Consider the following 18,121-nt stretch of genomic DNA (forward strand, 5'->3'; position numbering starts at 1 on the left):
GCCTGTCATTCGGGCAGGGAAAGCCGGCCGGAGATGCCGGCTTTTCGGGGCAAATAGTGTGCCAAGGCCGGGGCAGTCGCAAGGGGCCGCCCGGCGTTGGCATCGGCCACTCAGGATGCATGTCGGTACTCGCGCTCAACCCTGAGTGAAGGTGCTGTCGGCGGCGCGTTGAGCCCGCGCCAGCCGTCGACGGTTCCCGCAATCATCTGAGCGGTTGCGGCCGACAGGGTCCAGCCGAGATGGCCGTGACCGGTGTTGAAGAACACGCCCGGCATCCGGCCTGCGCGCACCACCGGCATCATGTTCGGCATCATCGGACGCAGTCCGGCCCACGGAATGACGCGCGAGGTTTCGACGGAAGGAAAATTGCTGCGCACCCAGTCGACCAGCGGCTGCACGCGGTCGGCGCGGATGTCGCGGTTGAAGTCGTTGAACTCGGCGGTGCCGGCAACACGAAAGCGATCCGCGCCGAGCCGGCTGGTGACGATCTTGGCGGCCTCGTCGAGCAGGCTGACGGTCGGCGTCGCGTTGCGGCTCGCGTCCGTGTCGAGCTGCACGGTGATCGAATAGCCCTTCACCGGATAGACATTGACGCGCTCGCCGAGCATCGCCGCAAAGTGGCGGCTGGCAACGCCGGCGCAGACGACGACGCCATCCGCCTTCAGCGTGCCGCGCGCGGACGCTGCGGCATCGCTGGCGGCAAGATCCGTCCAGCCAAGCACGAAGCCGCCGCTGGCCTGCGCGATGGAATCGATGTTGGCGTCGTGGATGAAGGTTGCGCCGCGGCGCTTGCAGGCCTCCGCCAGCCCGCGCGTGAACTTGTGGATATCGCCGGTCGCATCCGAGGGCGTATAGAAGCCGCCGTAATAATCCTTGCGCAGTGTCGGCTCGATGCTGCGGATCTCGTCCGGCGTCACCGGACGGCGATCGAGACCGCCCTCCTGCAACAGCGCGTTGACGCGCAGGCCGGAGTCAAAACCCTTCTTGTCGTGATAGATGTGGAGGATGCCGCGGCGTTCGAGATCGAAGTCGATGCCTTCGCGCTCCGCGATCTCGAACAGATATTTGCGGGCTTCGATCGCAAGGCGCGTCGTCTCGACTGTGTTGGCGCGGTAATTGCCGATATTGGCGACGAACTCGCTCATCCACGAATATTTGTGCCAGTTCGGCCGCGGGTTCATCAGGAGCGGCGCATCGCGCCGGAACATCCAGCGCAGGCCTTTGAGGATCGTCGCGGTCGAGTTCCACACCTCGGCATTGCTGGCGGAGAGTTGTCCGCCATTGGCGAAGGAAGTCTCCATCGCGGCGTAGCGGTGCTTGTCGAGCACCGTCACTTCGAAGCCGCGTTCGAGTAGGGCATAGGCAGTCGTCACGCCGGTGATGCCGGCGCCGATGATGGCGATATGGGTCATGAGACTTTCGGGGCTCCCGTGAGTTAGAGACGGCTGACCGCCGGCCACATGGCCGTTGGCGGCGCCCCATCTGTCACGGTTACCTGAGAGCTTGATCCGCTGCGGACCTCGGGAGGTCAGCCTTCGGACTATCCCCTTCGGTGGACGTCACGACCTTCAGCTCGTGCCGTCTCTCTCCAGATCGTCCTGACGATACAGTCCTTTTGCCTGAGAGTTTCCGGGGCGGTTGCTCCGTCGGCGCCGCAAAGAGGGCCAAAACCCTCGTTGCGATCTCTCCCGCATCGTCGCGTGGACCAGCGAGCAGTACGATGCGCCTCATTTTTAGACAAGGCTAAATTTCGACCGCTTCTGCCGACGTATTGTGCAGTGCGAAATTGATTCAAATTAGTCCAGCGTCGCCAGCAGTCCCGCCATCAGCCGGCCGCGCTCGACCAGGCTCTCGACCTCGATGAACTCCTCGAGCGTGTGGCCGTTGCCGCCGCGCACGCCGAGGCCGTCGAGAGTCGGAATGCCCATCGCGCCGGTAAAGTTGCCGTCGGATCCGCCGCCGGAGCTCGCGTGCGGTAATTCCGCGCCGAGAGATTTGGCGATGCCGCGCGCCTTCTCATACAGCGCCATGGTGCCGGCATCCGGCTCCCACACCGGCCGTGTCACGCCGCGCGTCACCTTGAAAGTCACGTCGTTCGCCGTGCCCGACAGCGCCAGCATCCGCTCGACGCCGCGGTCGAGATCGGCCTGGCGCTTGGCCATCGACAGCGCCTCGCCGGTGGCAGTGGTGGCAACGCAATTGACCCATTGGCCGCCATGCACGACGCCGACCGAGAAGGTGCAGTCCTCCGTCGTCATCGCGTCGATCGCAAGAATCTGCCGCGCCATCTCGCGGATCGCCGAGCGTCCCGCCGACAGCGTTGCGCCGGCATGGCTCGGCCGGCCCGTCGCTTCGAGATTGAAGCGCGCGATCGCGTAGCGTCCGGTGGTGACGCCGTTGTCGGCGCGGCCGGGCTCGGGCACCAGCACGTATTTGTTGCGCGCCGCTTCCGCCTCGATGATGTCGCGCGTCGAGGGCGTGCCGACTTCCTCGTCCGGCGTGAACAGGATGGTGATCGGCAGCGGCGTCGTGAAGGACGCGCGCGCCAGCTGCCGGATCGCCTCCAGCGAGAGGTAATTGCCGCCCTTCATGTCGTAGATGCCGGGGCCGTAGCAACGGTTGCCTTCGCGGCGCCACTTCAACTTCTCGATGGTGCCGACCGGGTGGACGGTATCCATGTGCCCGGCGATCAGGATGCCCGGCTCGCCTTGCTTCGGATGCGGGAAACGCGCGCGGATGACGCCGCCAAAGCCCTGGCGACCGGCGATGCGCTCGATGGTCGCACCCATGATCGCCATGTCCCGCGCTGCGATATCGAGCATGCGGTCCACGGCACCCGCGTCCCAGGTCGGGCTTTCGCATTCCACCCAGGTGCGCAGGCCTTCAAGCATGGCCTCGGAATCGAAGGGAAGGTTGGCTGGATTCATCTCAATGTCTCTCAAGCTGCGAAAGGTGGAACGCGCATTGCATTGGCGCGGACAGGACGAGCGGAGAGCGTTGTAGAGCCAAACCGATCTTTGTGGAGCCCGTGCGCGCGATGCCATGGGCTGCACCGAAACCGGATTGACGCGCTCAAGACTGTCTGCAAGTCTCGAAAAGATAAAGGCATTGCATGAGCTTAGGTCGCCTAAAGAACGAACCGGATGCTCAACCAATAACCCGCCTTTGACCAGTTTCACGTCAGGAGAAACTTTAATGTTGAGCTTAATGCGCCGGGGGCGTCGCGCGTTCGCCTCCAAACTTGCGCTGTCGGTCGTCGCGCTTTCGACCGCACTGGCTTCGCCCGTGCTCGCGGCCGGCAAGACCATCACGGCAGTGATGCATTCGGATCTGCGCATCATCGATCCGATCTTCACCACGGCCTACATCACCCGTGACCATGGCTACATGGTCTACGACACGCTGCTTGCTCCCGATTCGAACTTCAAGATCCAGCCGCAGATGGCGGACTGGAAGATTTCCGACGACAAGCTCACCTACACCTTCACGCTGCGTGACGGCCTGAAGTGGCATGACGGCACGCCGGTGACGGCGGAGGACTGCGTCGCCTCGCTGAAGCGCTGGGCCGCGGTCGACGGCATGGGCCAGAAGCTCATGGACTTCACCGCGAGCCTCGAGGCGACCGACGCCAAGACCATCACGTTGAAGCTGAAGGAGCCCTACGGCCTCGTGCTCGACTCCATCGGCAAGCCGTCGTCGCGCGTCGCCTTCATGATGCCGAAGCGCCTCGCCGAAACGCCGCCGGACAAGCAGATCCCGGAGCAGATCGGCTCCGGTCCTTTCAAGTTCGTGCAGGGCGAATTCCAGCCCGGCGTGAAGGCGGTCTACGTCAAGAACACCGACTACGTGCCGCGCAAGGAGCCGGCGAACTGGACCTCGGGCGGCAAGGTGGTGAAGGTCGATCGCGTCGAATGGATCACCATGCCGGACTCGCAGACCGCGGTGAACGCGCTGCAGTCGGGCGACATCGACTTCATGGAGAACCTGCCGTACGACATGCTACCGCTGCTGGAAGCGAACAAGGATCTCACGATCGAGGTCCTGAACAAGTTCGGCTACCAGACGCTCGGCCGGATGAACTTCCTTTATCCGCCGTTCGACAACCCGAAGGTGCGCCGTGCCGCCTTCCTGGCGCTGAATCAGAAGGACGTGCTCGACGCGCTGGTCGGCAACGCGAAATATCAGAAGATCTGCGGCGCGTTCTTCGTCTGCGACACGCCATTCGCGACCGAAGTCGGCGCCGAGACCCTGGTGAAGGGCGGTGGCATGGCGGAAGCCAAGAAGGCGCTCGCCGAGTCCGGCTATGACGGTACGCCGATTGCGATCATGGCGCCCGGCGACGTCACCACGCTCAAGGCTCAGCCGATCGTTTCGGCCCAGTTGCTGCGCGAAGCCGGCTTCAAGGTCGACCTGCAGGCGACCGATTGGCAGACGGTGGTGAGCCGTAGAGCCAGCCAGAAGCCGCCGAAGGAGGGCGGCTGGAACATGTTCTTCACCAACTGGGTCGCGGCCGACGTCTCCAACCCGATCGCCAACCTGTCGATCGGCGGGCAGGGGAAGAAGGGCGGCTGGTTCGGCTGGGCGGAAGACGCCAAGATCGAGAAGCTCAAGGACGACTTCGTCCGCGCTGCCTCGCTCGACGAGCAGAAGAAGATCGCGACCGAGATCCAGAAGGAAGCCTACGATCAGGTGCTCTACATTCCGCTGGGGCAGTATCTGCTGCCGAGCGGCTGGCGCAAATCGCTGACCGGCGTGCTCGACGGCCCCGCAACGCCGCTGTTCTGGAACGTCGACAAGTCGGAGTGACGGAAGGGCGCGCGTCCCGCGCCTTTCGTCTCGATCATCTCGCGGCGCCGCTGTCGTCAGCGGCGCCGCCCGCAACAGGGTTTTGGCAGGCGACCTTCAGCAGGAGAGCTTCGATGTTCCCATTCGTGCGTCGTGCGTTCGCCTCCAGATTTGCGCTTTCGATCCTGGTGCTTTCGCCCCTGGTCTTTTCCGCTCCGGCCTCGCCGGTTCTCGCCGCCGGCAAGACCATCACCGCGGTGATGCATTCCGATCTGCGCGTCCTCGATCCGATCTTCACCAGCGCCTATATCTCGCGTGACCATGGCTACATGGTCTACGACACGCTCCTTGCGACGGATTCGAACTTCAAGGTCCAGCCGCAGATGGCGGACTGGACAATCTCAGACGACAAGCTGACCTACACCTTCACGCTGCGCGACGGCCTGAAATGGCATGACGGCACGCCCGTCACCGCGGAAGATTGCGTTGCCTCCCTGAAGCGCTGGGCCGCCGTCGACGGCATGGGGCAGCAGATGATGCTGTTCACCGCGAGCCTCGAAGCGACCGACCCCAGGACCATCACGTTGAAGCTGAAGGAGCCCTACGCGCTCGTGCTGGACTCGATCGGCAAGCCGTCCTCGCGTGTGCCCTTCATGATGCCGAAGCGTCTCGCCGAGACGCCGGTGGAAAAGCAGATCCCCGAGCAGATCGGCTCCGGCCCGTTCAAGTTCGTGCAGGCTGAGTTCCAGCCCGGGGTGAAGTCGATCTACGTCAAGAACACCGACTACGTGCCGCGCAAGGAGCCGGCGAGCTGGACCGCCGGCGGCAAGGTGGTGAAGGTCGACCGTGTCGAATGGATCACCATGCCGGACGCGCAGACGGCGTTGAACGCGCTGCAGTCGGGCGATGTCGACTTCATGGAAAATCCCGCCATCGAGATGTTGCCCGCCATCGAAGCCGACAAGGAGCTCAAGGTCGAGATCCTGAACAAGTTCGGATTCCAGACCGGCGCACGGATGAACTTCCTTCATCCGCCCTTCGACAACGTCAAGGTCCGCCGCGCGGCCTTCCTGGCGATGAAGCAGAAGGACGTGCTCGATGCGATGATCGGCAATCCCAAATACTACAAGACCTGCGCGGCGGCCTTCATCTGCGACACCCCGTTCGCGACGGAGGTCGGCGGCGAGACGCTAGCGAAGGGCGGCGACATCGCTGCGGCCAGGAAGGCGCTCGCCGAATCCGGTTACGACGGCACGCCCGTCGTGCTGATGGCGCCGGGCGACGTGCTGACGCTGAAGGCGCAGCCGATCGTGGTGGCCCAGCAGCTGCGCGACGCCGGCTTCAAGGTCGACCTGCAGGCCACCGACTGGCAGACCGTGGTGAGCCGGCGCGCCAGCATGAAGCCCCCGAAGGAGGGCGGCTGGAACATGTTCATCACCAACTGGGTCAGCGCCGACGCGTCGAACCCGATCTCCAACGTCGCCGTCGGCGGGCAGGGCAAGAAGGGCGGTTGGTTCGGCTGGCCGGAGGACGCCAGGATCGAGAAGCTCAAGGACGATTTCGTTCACGCAATCTCGCTCGACGAGCAGAAGAAGATCGCGACCGAGATCCAGAAGGAAGCCTACGATCAGGTGCTGTACATGCCGCTCGGCCAGTATCAGGTGCCCAGCGCCTGGCGCAAGTCGCTGACCGGTGTGCTCGACGGCCCGGCGACCCCGGTGTTCTGGAATATCGACAAGACCGAGTAGGTCGGTCTGAACAAGCGAAGGGTGCGTTCCGCACCCCATCACCACACGGCGCGGTAGTCATCAGCGGCGCCGTTGTCTTTTGCGTCTCTGCTTCAGCGAATGTCGGGGAGCTTTTAACTCTTCCAGCTTCCAATCATTGCTATTTATTTCCAATCTGAAATAGATGGTTTGTCTTCGCGCATCAGTTTCCCTTTCTCCCTTTGATTCCCGTGGCTTTCGATTTTGCACTTCAGGCGATGGCCGAGCGGTCCGATCGCGCCCCGGCGCGATGGCGCCGTCCGTTTCTGCGCTGGCTCGACGGCATCGAGGCGGGCTGGGCGGTGCCGCTTCTCATTGTCTGCTTCGTTGCGATCTGGACGCTGTATCTGATCATCGCCTATGCTGGCGCCGGCCTGCATCCCGATACCCTCGAGGCCTGGACGCTGGGACGGACATTCGCCTTCGGCTATCACAAGCATCCGCCGCTGATGGGTTGGGTCGCCGCGAGCTGGACCTCGCTGTTTCCGCTGAGCGACTGGTCGCTCCAGCTGATGGCGATGGTCAATGCCGGGCTCGCGCTGTTCTTCGTCGATCTGATCTCGCGTCAGTTCGTGACCGGGCACAAGCGCGTCCTGGTGCTGCTGCTGTTGATGCTGACGCCGGCCTATCAATTCCATGCCCAGCGCTTCAACGCCAATGCGGTGCTGCTGGCGACCTGGCCGCTTGCAACCTGGTGCTTCCTGCGCGCGTTCGAGACGCGCCGTGCGTCGTGGGCGGTTGCGGCGGGATGCGCGACCGCGTTGGCGATGGTCGGCAAGTATTACTCGATCTTCCTGGTCACGAGCTTTGTTCTTGCCGCGCTGGCGCATCCGGCGCGGCGGGCCTATTTCACCTCCGCGTCGCCCTGGATCTCGACCGTCTCAGGGCTCGCGGTGCTGTCGCCGCATGTCTGGTGGCTGGCGACGACGGGGGCATCGGCCTTCACCTATGCGCTGGCGCACGCCAACGGCAACGCCGCGAGCTCGCTCGGGGAGGTGAAGAATTTTCTGCTGGGGCTGGCAGCGGCGATGAGCGTGTCGGCCGTGCTCTGGGTGCTCATCGCCGGCACGCGGCTCAGGCATTTTCCGGCCGACTTCGCCGCCATGAATCCGGGCTTGCGGCTTCTGTTCTATGTTGCGATCGGCACGATCGTGCTGCCGGTCCTGACGTCGCTGGTGATGGGAACCGATCTGCCCTCGCTGTGGGCGTTGCAGGGGCTGTTCCTGTTCGCGATTCTCATCGTCTGCGGCACACGATATCCGCTCGAGCGCTTCCACACCGTCAACGTCACGGTCATCGTGGCCGTCGTCGCGCTCGCGGCCGTCGTGGTGGTCGCGCCGATCCATGCCGTCTATCGCAACAAGCATGGCTATGAAGAGGGCCGGAATTTCTACGCGCAGGCGGCTATCGAATTGACGCGCCAGTGGCACGAGTTGACGAACGAGCCGCTCACCGCCGTGAGCGGCGATGACTCGCTGGCGTTCGCGACGGCGTTCTACAGCCCGGATCACCCGAATTATGCGCGGCCGTTCGAATACCAATACACTTGGGGCCTGCCGCGCAAGACGACGCTCGAGCGCGGCTGGGCCGCGCTGTGTTTCCGCGGCCAGGACTATTGCAGCCGTTGGATGGAATGGGTGTCCTCGCGCGCCGAGCATTTCGTCAAGCGCGAGTTCACCGTGCAGGCAAAGCTATGGGGCCAGCCCGGCTTGAGGCGAGATGTGATCGTCCTGATCGTGCCGCCGGGCGGACGAGATGCGACGCCGGAGAGCGAAGCCGAGGATTTCAGCGCCAGCAAAAGGCCGACAGAGTAGCACCAGTCCTCAGCAATGGCTGTCGCGCACGCGCTCGAGGCCTTCGCTCGCAAAAGGCGGGGTGAACGTGGCCTGATCCGCATCCGGCTCGGGACGCTTCGGGTCCGTCGGCTCCGGGGCACGGTGGTCTTCGCGGAGTTCCAGTTCCATGGCAGCGACCTCTCGAATTGCTGCAATACAACATCGCGGCCCCTGGGAAGTTCCTCACGCGATCGGGCGATGATGCGGCTTGAACAGCCGTCCCTTTTCCACCACCAGCACGATCGCGAGCGCCGCGAGCGTCGATGCGAAGAAGCCGACCGAGAACGGCAGTAGCGTGCCGTCGAAGCTCTGGCCGATCGCCATGCCGACCACGATGCCGATCAGCGTCGTGATCGAGCCGTAGAGCGAGGAGGCGGTGCCGGCGATGTGGCCCAGCGGCTCCATGGCGAGCGCGGTGAAGTTCGCCACCATCATCCCGAACGAGAACATCATCAGCGCCGAGAGCACCATGAACAGGGGAAGCGGCAGCATGCCGAGGCTCTCCGTCAGCAGCATCACGCCCGCCACCACCGCGTAGAGTGTCAGCGCACCGTGCGAGATCACGCGCATGCCGAGCGTCCCGACGAATCTGGCGTTGAGGAATCCGGCAACGGCGGTGCCGGCCGCGATCGCGGCGAAGGCAAGCGGGAAGTAATGGCCGAGGTGATAGATGCCGACAAAAACCTGCTGGGCCAGGAACACGTAGGCGAACAGTGCGCCCATCACGGCGCCGGCGGCCAGGGCGTAGCCGATGGTCTGGCGATGGGTCACGGTCTGCCAGTAGCCCGAGAGGACGTCACGCGGCGCAAGCGACCTGCGCTCGCTCTCGGGCAGGGTCTCCGGCAGCCGCAGCACGGACCACGCCAGCGCGAGCAGGCCGTAGAGCATCAGCACGACGAAGATCCCGCGCCACTGCGTCGTCACCAGCAGCACCGCCTGTCCGAACGAGGGCGCGACCACGGGGACGGCGATGAAGATCATCATCGCCAGCGACATCACGCTCGCCATGCGGCGGCCGACATAGCAGTCGCGCACGATCGAGGTGGCGATCACGCGCGTCGCCGAGGTGCCGAAGCCCTGGAGCGCGCGTGCCAGCAGCAGCGTCTCGAACGATGGCGCGGCAATCGCCAGCACGCTCGCGACTGCGTAGACGGTCATGCCGCCGAGCAGCACGGGACGCCGGCCGAATCGGTCCGACAGCGGCCCCATGATGAACTGGCCGGCACCGAAGCCGATCAGGAAGGTCGACAGCACCAGCTGGAGATGGTTGGCGACGGGAATCTTGAAGGCCGCCCCGATATTGGGCAGCGCCGGCAGCATCATGTCCATCGCAAGCGGATTTAGCGCCATGATGGACGCGATCACGATGACGAATTCGGGAAAACCCATGGGGCGGTGTCCCGAGGACACCCAATCGTCGGCATTGACGTCGGACAAGCAGCTCACCTCTGACATTGAGAGGCTTTATCTATCGCCCATGCTGCGTCGCACAACCCATGTTTCGGGATGGCTGGCAGGCGGAGACGGTTAATTGCAGCTTAAGCGCGGCCGGTCTTCTGGGCGGCCTCGACTGGGCGGAGGCCAATTGCCCGGCCGTCGAGCTGGAGCTGTGCGCAAGGGGGCGTTGCATCAGCAACGCCGCGTCGATGGTATGGTGAGACAGCCCGAATCTACTTCGATGAAGTAGACGAAACTAACCCGCAGTCCCAAGCAGCCCCGAAACAACGGTTGGGAGACAAGCCGATGGAATACACGGCTAGCCCGTGATTTTGGCAATCCACAGCTCAAGTATGCCGGGCTTCACCAACGGCTCTTTGCTCAGCGGTAAGTCAGTTATTCCAAGCTTCCGCAAAGCATCTTTTACATCAGCTTTGAGGGCTGTGGCTTTCGCTTCGTCCGCGGGATTGTAGCGAATCTCGGTTGAGCTATTTTTTTGAACGTTTTCGGTGCCAGGAACAATCCATTTGGCGTCACTGATCCGTTTTCGAACTTCCTCTACGTCATCCTTGGTGTAGCCAGCGAACTGAAAATAGACGATGCCCTTCTTTGATGTTTCGATCGGTGGAACGGGCAAAATTGAAGTCTTTAGCTGTGTCGTCGCCGCCTTCTGATTCTTGAATATTTCATCTTGGTTCCTGGTCAGTGCTTCAATGACCGGTTTATAGCTGCTTTCCAAAGTTTCGGCTGTTGATTGAGCCGTCTTTATTCTCTCGTCGAGAACTTTAGTTCTCTCTGCGAATTCAATCGCCCTTTTTGTTAGTAGATCTACCAAATTGTTTGTGTCGTCGACCTTGTTCTTCCAACGATCCTCGATCGCTACTACATCGCTGTGATGTTTCGCGACGCTGACCAAGATAGTGTCCATATCTCTGTGCGTGATCTCAGTCATTGCGGTTATCTTCATGCGAAGTTCATCGAGTCTCTTGAGGTCCTGATCGACGGTGGTCTTGATCTCCTTCTTAAGTCCGTCACTGCCTTGCTCAACGACTAGTTTGAATACAGCTTGATGAAACAGACCAAACAACAGAATGACGATTGCTCCGATGCCGCCCGCAAATTTCAGTTTGAGCAAGTCGCCTTTGATTTTGTCGTAGACTCTTTTTTCAATATCTTCCGAATTCGTCTTCTTGATTGCCTCGATGACATGATAATCGGATAACGGCATAAAATCTTTCTCCGGAAAATACGAAACTGGAATATTTTGCGATCGCGCCTATTGTTTGTGCTGCTTTGGTCGCGCGAGCCCGTTCTGTAGCGCCAGTTATAGGATAACGGCCGTTGTTCATCATATCATGTCGAGGAAGATTTACACGCAATTTCTACTTTGGGCTGTTGCCGTGCATCTGGCGATCGCGAGCGAGCAGGCGAGTTTCGCAAAACCCGAGATCGCCATCGGCATCACCCCGATCTTCGGCGGCACGCAGCACCTGCCGCGGCTCGCCGGCCGCAAGCGCGCGCTGGAGTACCTGCTGACCGGCGATACCTTTTCACCCCAGCGAGCCCTCGATATGGGCCTGGTCAACCGCATCGTGCCGCACACGCAGCTCCTCGACGCAGCCTTTGCCATGGCCGATCGTATCACGCGGCATTCGCAGCTCGCGGTCGCGCGCGTCATTGCGGCGGCCACGCGAGGCCTCAACGTCTCGATCGCGGAGGGCCTCGCCATCGAGAGCGAGCAGTTCGCGCGCATGGCCGCGACGCCGGATACGCGCGAGGCGCTCGATGCCTGGCTGGCCGCCCGCGCGCCGCGCTAGGCGCGTTGTCCTGGGGGGCACGACGGCGGGGTTTTCCGCCGTGGTGACCCGCCGGCAACCAGCTGTTCACCATAAGATTGCGGGAACTGCGCCAGGGAGATGAATCCGCAACCCATCCTGTCCATGGTGGCCCGACCCGGCGCTGCGCAGCGCGGGATGCCGACAACCCGGAACGGCAACCAGGGCAACAAGGTATTTTGCGGTGTCCGACGTCACCGGTACAGCACGATGGTTGGGACCCTCGGGCGGTATGGCCGTGAGGGGCAACATTTGGCTTGCCGGCCTGATCGCGCTGACCGCGTTGCTGGTGCTCGCCAATCTGGTTACCGACGCCACGCTCGACGTGAAATACGGCTGGGACATCCGCGTCAATTGCGCGGCGGTCGAGGCGCATGCCGACGGGCTCGATCCCTACTTCGTTCGGAATTTGAAGGGTACGAGGCTCTCCTATCCCTATCTGCCGGTGACGCTGGATGTCTTTCGTCCCGTCTGCGCGGGCAGCTTTGTCGTCGATCATTACAGAGGCATCTACCTCGTCCTCGCCGTGCTCTGCGGCCTGATGTTGCCCGGCCTCGCCAGGTCACGCGCGAGCGCGCGCGATGTCGGGCTTAAGGTGCTCTGCGCGGTCGGCGCGTTCGTGGGTTTCGAATGGGTCGCTGCCTCCGGGAATTTCGCGATCCTGAACGGGATCGCGACTGCAATCGCGCTCAATCTCCTGCTTCGTCCGCCGACACCTGACGCATGGGACGACGAGAGCTTTTCCCTGCGCGTCGTCGGTGCTGCGCTGCTCGGCCTCGTGACCTCGTTCAAGCTGGTGTTCTGTCCCGTGCTGGCGGCGCTCTATTTCCTTCCGCTGCCGCGCGCGCGAAAACTGACACTGATCGCCGCGGCGGCATTCAGCTTCGCATTGCCGATCCTGATCTCGCGGCTGTTCTATCCCGATCTGTTCTCCAGCTGGCAGCTTGCGATTTCAGGACGAATTCCGGGCCAGCACACCGTCGACCTCGTCGAGACCAACCCCTCGCTGTTGCTGCTGGCGCGGAGCTTCATGGAGCATATGGGCCTTGGTGACAGCAAGCCGCTCATGTTCGCGATCGATGCGCTCGCAGTCCTCGCGCTCTTGCTGGTGCCGTTCGCCCTGTCCGTGCTGCGGGCTGTCGGGAGCGAACCGGCCCGGGCAGGGGGCTCGCTGCTGGCGCGGCTCGATCGCTGGTTGATCGATCACCCCCGCACGGCTATGCGCGTCACGGTGCTGGCCATGTTTGCCCTCTATCTCTCTTCGCCGCGCCTGAAGGAATATGCCTTCTTCGAGCTTGCGCTCTACGCTGCTATTCTCGTGGTCGATCTTCCTGTCCTTGCGCTCGCCGCCTTTCTCGCCGTCGCGCTGCTCGCGCCCGCGGTGATCTCGATGACGGGGCATGCGATCGAAGGCACCTTCACTCTCCTCATCGTTTCACTGACATGCTTCTGGATCCTGCTGCTCGATTTTCGCGCCAGGTCCGGACGTAACAAGCTGAAGGCGTCCATTCATGACAAGTCTCGCTAGCTCCGCAGATGCCGGACAACAAAGCTCGCTTGCTGCGGAGGCGTCAGGGAAGACGTGGTTGACCCGCTTCATCCTCGCCGTCGCCATTTTGGTCGCAACGGCCGTCGCCATCGATCTCTGCGCCGACGAGACCTTCGGCTGGGATGCGCGGGTGAACTGCGCTGCGGTGGAGGCCCACGTCGCCGGGCTCGATCCCTATTACGTCAAGAACCTGAAGGACACCAAGCTGTCCTATCCCTATCTTCCCGTCACCCTCGACGCCTTTCGGCCGCTCTGCGCCGGCGGCTTTCTCGTCGCGCATTACAAGCCGATCTTTCTGGTCCTGGCGGTGATCTGCGCGCTGCTGCTGCCGGTTCCGGGCACGGCGCGCCGCGACTGGCAGGATGTCGCGCTGCGCCTCGTGTTCGCGCTCGGCGGCTTCCTCGGCTTCGACTGGATCATCGCGACCGGCAATTTCGCGATCCTGAGCGGGTTGTTGACGGCCGCATCGCTCGCTTTGCTGCTGCGCCCCGCGCAGTCGGCGAGCGTCACGCCGCAGCTCGCGGGTGCCGCACTGCTCGGTCTCGTCACCTCGTTCAAGCTGGTGTTCTTCCCGGTCCTTGCCGCACTCTATCTCCTGCCGCTGCCGAGGGCCCGCAAGCTGATCCTGCTCGCGGTGGCGTCAAGCATGTTCGCGCTGCCGATCCTGGGCTCGCTGATGATCTATCCGGACCTGTTCAAGAGCTGGCTCGCCGCGCTCTCCGGTCAGATTCCCGACCAGCATTACCCCGGGAACGAGGTCAATCCGTCGCTGCTGTTCCTGTCGCTGATGCTCGCCGATCATTTCGGGCTCGCTGCAAGCAAGCCGGTCGTCGCCGTGCTCTACGGTCTCATCGCCATTGCGCTCGTGCTGGCGCCGCTCGCGATCTCCGTATGGCGCATGATCGGCGCGGAGCGCCCGGCCGCCAAGGTCTCGCTGCTTCAGGCGTTCGACGACTGGCTGATCCATTATCCCGAGGCCGCGATGCGCATCACCGTGCTCGCGATGTACGCGCTCTATCTCTGCGCGCCCCGGCTGAAGGAATACGCCTTCTTCGAGCTGGCGCTCTACGCCGCCGTTCTCGTGGTCAATCTGCCGGCGGCGACGATGGCGGCGGTGCTCGCGATTGCGGTCGCCATTCCGGCGCTGGCGTCGATCCTGGGCGGCGCATTCCTGGGCGGCTTCGGCCAGCTTGCGATCGCGCTGATCTGCTTCTGGCTGCTGCTGCCGCGCGAGCCCTCGGGCGAGGCTGCATCGCAGCCGACTTGACCCTATTTCGCGGCTGCCTGCGGCGCGGTGTAGAGGCTCATATAGGTGCCGGTATAGTCCTCTTTCCAGCCGCGTTGGCTGACGAGGAAGTGCCTCAGCTGTTCGTGCCCTCTGATCCAGAGCACCGCGTCGACCTTGTATTTGCCGATGACATTGTCCCAGGCGGCCTCATCGATCTCCCAGCGCACCAGCTTGAGATAATCGCGCAGCAGCTCGTCCGGATAGGCGGTCGCCGCCCGTCCGTCGACGAACATCGGCACCGCTCCATGCGTCCGGAAGATCAGGAGGCCGCCGGAATTCCAGTGGTTCAGCACGCGCGAATGCGTGGAATGCGCCAGCAGGTAACCGGCGTCCTCCTCCGACAGCATCTCCGGCAGCGCCAGCGCCGGCCGCACATGGATGAAGGCGAGCGGCAGCACCAGCACGCCGACGAGACCGGCCGCCATCATCGCGCGCCGGATATCGGGCCGCGACAGGCGTTCGGGCAACAGGCGGTCGATGTGCAGCGCCATCGGGACCGTCGAGAAGATGAAGAAGAACGCGGCGTATCTGAACTGGTAGAGGCCGAGCGCCAGGAACAGCCATGCGAGCAGGCGCGGCTGCAATGGAATGGGCCTTGAGTTACGATATCGCAGCTCGAGCGCAACGAACGCCAGCGCATAGGTCATGCCGGGGATGCTGCCCGGCAGCTCCATGTTGTGGAAATAAGGCTTCCATTCGCCGATATTGGCCTGGATGAAATGGCCCATCGTCGCCATCACGCCGTCATAGATGTGCCAGCCCAGCGGATTGACGAAGATCGCGGCGAAGCATCCGATGCCCGCAAGGCAATACTTCGTGAAGCTCGTCCAGTCGCGGCGGAGCAGGGCGACCCCGGCGAAGATTCCGATGATCGGGAAGGCGAGCACGAAGCCGCCATGCAGATTGACCCACAGTACCATCATCACGGGCAGCAAAAACCATCGGCGCCGCCGCAGGCATTCGCCGTAGAAGACGACAGCGAACAGCATGGTCGCGATGTTGGGTGAAGCCGCCAGATACGTGTTGGGCGCCGCCTCGTAGCAAGGGTACAGCAGACAGGTGGCGAACACGGTGATGCCGACCGCCGCGGCCGACGCGCCGCTGCGCAAGGCCGCGAACGTCAGATATCCGACGATGATCGCGCCGCAGGCGACGACCAGCAGGACGATCCCGGCAAAGCCTGTGTGCTGATACAGCACGCTGGCGATCACGTCCCAGAGCCACGACAGATTGTACCAGCGCTTGTCGCCGAGCGTGAACGCCCACGGGTCCTGATAAGGAACCCCGCCGCGCTCCCGGATCAGATCGCCGGCGGCGATGTGCCAGCCGAGATCGTAATGGCTGAGCTGGATCGGCCCGTTCGACAGATAGAACACGGACAGGAACGCGATCAGGAACAGGTAGACCTCGCGCCCGTGCACGAGGCGTCCGAACGCCGCGGGCGCCCCGCCAATCCCGGAACGGGACCAATTCTCGCGCGCGTCCATGAGAGCTCTCACCATCGAAGCAAGGTCGGTCCGGGGTCCGCGTTTGCCAGCGGTCAGCGGCGAGGGGCGCTGGACCTCGGTTGCTTTAGGGGAGGACGATCTAAGGTGGAGTAAAGGTTGGGCGCTACGTGAGGGTTCCTCAAGTGGGGCGGCGTGTTGGTAAACGAATGATTGCGCGAGCAATGCGCGTAGCAGGCAACGAACCTGCACCCGCATCCCGCTGCGATACCGGGTGCCGTCAACTCCATTGGTGCGGGCAGCCGGGGTCGAACCGGCACAGCGCTTGCGCACCGAGGGATTTTAAGTCCCTTGCGTCTACCAATTCCGCCATGCCCGCTTGATCCAACGAGATCAAACACTTAAACCGCACCCCGGCCGTCTGGAATTGGCGCTTCGCGGGCCGGGTGGGTCGTTCTTCCTTAAGCGAGCCGGCCGCACAAGGCAAAGCCTCAATCCGGACATCTGTTGCTGCTTTAGGCATTCTCAATCCACGGGGACTATTCATCCGGCATGGCTGCTTCGCTTATCCACCGCCTGCGCTGCTGCGGCGCGCTCCTCGTGCTGCTCGCGGGCGCCGCGCTGTCCGGCTGCGCCGGCGTGAGCGAGACGATCGCCCCCGCCTTTGCCGATCCCGCGGCCTTTGAATTGTACGATTGCAAGCAGCTCGAGACCGAGCGCAAGCAGCTCGCCGCCCGCACCGCCGAGTTGCAGAAGCTGATGGAGAAGGCGGAGACCGGGACCGGCGGCGCCGTGGTGTCCGAGCTCGCCTATCGCAACGACTATGTCGCGGTGCGCGGGCGGGCGCAGCTCGCTGACGACGCATGGCGCCGTAACAGGTGCCGGGAGACGCCGCCGAATGCCGCGCCGGTGACCTCCGGGCCGCAGCGACCGGACATCAAGCCGGCGCCGAAGCGCTGAATGCCGATGGGTCCGCGTCAGGGCCGCCAGGCGTAGATCCAGTCCTGCCGCGCCAGCATGCGGTCCGGGCCGAGCGCGCGGATCGCAAGGTCGCGCGCGATCGCGAGCGGGCCAGTGAGATGATAGATGCGGCCCTGCTGCCGCGCCGTCCGCTGCACCCGCCGCACCCGCGCCTGGCGCGCACGGCCATATTGCTTCAGCGCTGCGCTGATGCCGGCGGTGCTCTCGGCGGTCTCGGGGCTCAAGAGCTGCGCGAGCACGGCGGCATCCTCGATCGCCATGCCGGCGCCCTGCGCGGCGAAGGGCAGCATCGCGTGCACGGCATCGCCGAGCAGCGCCACCGGGCCGTTGCTCCAGGGGCAGCCGTCAGGCACGCCGAACAGCGCCCATTTCCGCCAGTTGTCGACGGGGGCCAGCATCATCCGCGCCGCCGGCGGCCAGCGCGGCGCGGCGAAGGCCTCCATCACCTCGCGGGCATCGCCTGATGTGCTCCAGCCCGGCCTGTTCCAGCTCCCCGGCAGCACCGCGACCAAATTGATCTGGCGGCCGCCGGCAATGGGATAGGCGACCAGATGGGCGTTCGCGCCCATCCACAGCTGCACCCGCCCCGCGGTCAAATCCTTCGGTAGCTGCGTGGCATCCAGCGTGCCGCGCCAGGCGATCAATCCGGAGAAGCGCGGCTGCACCTCCGGAAACAGATGCTGGCGCACCGTCGACCAGACGCCGTCGGCGCCGATCAGGGCGCTGGCGAGATCGCTGCGGCGGATCGTGCCGCTGCGATGGACCACGGTCAGTCCCTTGGCATGCGGTGCGACGTCTTCGAAGGTCGCCCCCAGCTTCAGGTCGATATCGGGATGGTCGGCGACCGCGCCGGCCAGCGCGGTTTGCAGGTCGGCCCGGTGCACCACCCAATAGGGGGCGCCGGCCCGCGTCGCGGCGGCGTCGCCGAGCGGCATGCGCACGAGCTCGCCGCCGGCGCGCGCACTCATGATCGAGACCGCCTCGGGGACGACGGCGCGCAGCCTGAGGCGGTCGGCAAGGCCGAGATCGACCAGCACGCGGCTGGCATTGGGGGAGAGCTGCAGGCCGGCGCCGACCTCCTCGAGCCGCTCGGCCTTTTCCAGCACGACGATGCGGAAGCCGCGGGCGGCGAGCGCCAGCGCGGCGGTCAGTCCACCGATGCCGGCGCCGGCAATGACAATCGTTCGGGAGAGCGCCACC

13 protein-coding genes, 1 tRNA gene, 1 pseudogene and 2 riboswitches are annotated in these 18,121 nt (G+C 63.9%); of the genes and pseudogenes, 7 read left to right on the forward strand and 8 right to left on the reverse strand.

Features of this window, described 5'->3' with window-relative positions:
• Window positions 1-110: 110 nt before the first annotated feature.
• Both HYH08_RS36155 and HYH08_RS36160 read right to left on the reverse strand, forming a co-directional pair.
• On the reverse strand, window positions 111-1,412 hold the full coding sequence (locus tag HYH08_RS36155; RefSeq protein ID WP_220014590.1) for a D-amino acid dehydrogenase: 1,302 nt from the start codon (window positions 1,410-1,412) through the stop codon (window positions 111-113).
• Window positions 1,413-1,480: 68 nt separating this feature from the next.
• A riboswitch (glycine riboswitch) is annotated at window positions 1,481-1,594 on the reverse strand.
• Between the two features lie 3 nt (window positions 1,595-1,597).
• Window positions 1,598-1,701: riboswitch (glycine riboswitch) on the reverse strand.
• Between the two features lie 95 nt (window positions 1,702-1,796).
• The gene (locus tag HYH08_RS36160; protein ID WP_220014591.1) at window positions 1,797-2,927 is read right to left on the reverse strand and encodes a M20/M25/M40 family metallo-hydrolase; all 1,131 of its coding nucleotides are present in this window, start codon (window positions 2,925-2,927) and stop codon (window positions 1,797-1,799) included.
• 268 nt (window positions 2,928-3,195) lie between these two features.
• On the opposite strand from HYH08_RS36160, the gene HYH08_RS36165 reads away from it, so the two are divergent.
• From HYH08_RS36165 to HYH08_RS36175, 3 genes are all read left to right on the forward strand, one after another.
• Complete coding sequence (locus HYH08_RS36165; RefSeq protein WP_220014592.1) at window positions 3,196-4,806, forward strand: ABC transporter substrate-binding protein; 1,611 nt, start codon at window positions 3,196-3,198, stop codon at window positions 4,804-4,806.
• A 113-nt stretch (window positions 4,807-4,919) separates the two neighbouring features.
• On the forward strand, window positions 4,920-6,533 hold the full coding sequence (locus tag HYH08_RS36170) for an ABC transporter substrate-binding protein (RefSeq protein ID WP_220014593.1): 1,614 nt from the start codon (window positions 4,920-4,922) through the stop codon (window positions 6,531-6,533).
• 236 nt (window positions 6,534-6,769) lie between these two features.
• On the forward strand, window positions 6,770-8,365 hold the full coding sequence (locus tag HYH08_RS36175) for a glycosyltransferase family 39 protein (RefSeq protein WP_220014611.1): 1,596 nt from the start codon (window positions 6,770-6,772) through the stop codon (window positions 8,363-8,365).
• A 9-nt stretch (window positions 8,366-8,374) separates the two neighbouring features.
• Here HYH08_RS36175 and HYH08_RS36180 read toward each other — a convergent pair whose 3' ends face one another.
• The 3 genes from HYH08_RS36180 to HYH08_RS36190 all read right to left on the reverse strand — a co-directional run bounded on the left by HYH08_RS36180 (window position 8,375) and on the right by HYH08_RS36190 (window position 11,051).
• Entirely contained in the window at window positions 8,375-8,515 is a 141-nt protein-coding gene (locus HYH08_RS36180) for a hypothetical protein (protein ID WP_220014594.1), read from the reverse strand.
• A 54-nt stretch (window positions 8,516-8,569) separates the two neighbouring features.
• On the reverse strand, window positions 8,570-9,823 hold the full coding sequence (locus tag HYH08_RS36185) for a multidrug effflux MFS transporter (protein ID WP_220014595.1): 1,254 nt from the start codon (window positions 9,821-9,823) through the stop codon (window positions 8,570-8,572).
• 319 nt (window positions 9,824-10,142) lie between these two features.
• Complete coding sequence (locus tag HYH08_RS36190; RefSeq protein WP_220014596.1) at window positions 10,143-11,051, reverse strand: hypothetical protein; 909 nt, start codon at window positions 11,049-11,051, stop codon at window positions 10,143-10,145.
• 169 nt (window positions 11,052-11,220) lie between these two features.
• Here HYH08_RS36190 and HYH08_RS36195 point away from each other — a divergent pair.
• The 3 genes and pseudogenes from HYH08_RS36195 to HYH08_RS36205 all read left to right on the forward strand — a co-directional run.
• Window positions 11,221-11,640: pseudogene (locus HYH08_RS36195) on the forward strand (enoyl-CoA hydratase-related protein); the annotation flags it as partial.
• A 250-nt stretch (window positions 11,641-11,890) separates the two neighbouring features.
• On the forward strand, window positions 11,891-13,186 hold the full coding sequence (locus tag HYH08_RS36200; protein WP_220014597.1) for a hypothetical protein: 1,296 nt from the start codon (window positions 11,891-11,893) through the stop codon (window positions 13,184-13,186).
• 58 nt (window positions 13,187-13,244) lie between these two features.
• On the forward strand, window positions 13,245-14,474 hold the full coding sequence (locus HYH08_RS36205) for a glycosyltransferase 87 family protein (RefSeq protein WP_228748305.1): 1,230 nt from the start codon (window positions 13,245-13,247) through the stop codon (window positions 14,472-14,474).
• 2 nt (window positions 14,475-14,476) lie between these two features.
• Here the strand turns inward: HYH08_RS36205 and HYH08_RS36210 are convergent, their stop codons facing one another.
• Window positions 14,477-15,982, reverse strand: a complete 1,506-nt coding sequence (locus HYH08_RS36210) for a hypothetical protein (protein WP_220014599.1) — start codon at window positions 15,980-15,982, stop codon at window positions 14,477-14,479.
• A gap of 248 nt (window positions 15,983-16,230) precedes the next feature.
• Window positions 16,231-16,319, reverse strand: a tRNA-Leu gene (locus HYH08_RS36215).
• A 173-nt stretch (window positions 16,320-16,492) separates the two neighbouring features.
• Between HYH08_RS36215 and HYH08_RS36220 the strand changes: the two genes are divergently transcribed.
• Entirely contained in the window at window positions 16,493-16,900 is a 408-nt protein-coding gene (locus HYH08_RS36220; RefSeq protein ID WP_220014600.1) for a twin-arginine translocation pathway signal, read from the forward strand.
• Between the two features lie 17 nt (window positions 16,901-16,917).
• Here the strand turns inward: HYH08_RS36220 and HYH08_RS36225 are convergent, their stop codons facing one another.
• Window positions 16,918-18,120, reverse strand: coding sequence for an FAD-dependent monooxygenase (locus HYH08_RS36225; RefSeq protein WP_220014601.1), 1,203 nt, complete (start codon window positions 18,118-18,120; stop codon window positions 16,918-16,920).
• Between the last annotated feature and the right edge of the window lies 1 nt (window position 18,121).

This window comes from Bradyrhizobium sp. BR 10289, from assembly GCF_019455385.1.
Classification (GTDB): Bacteria; Pseudomonadota; Alphaproteobacteria; order Rhizobiales; family Xanthobacteraceae; genus Bradyrhizobium.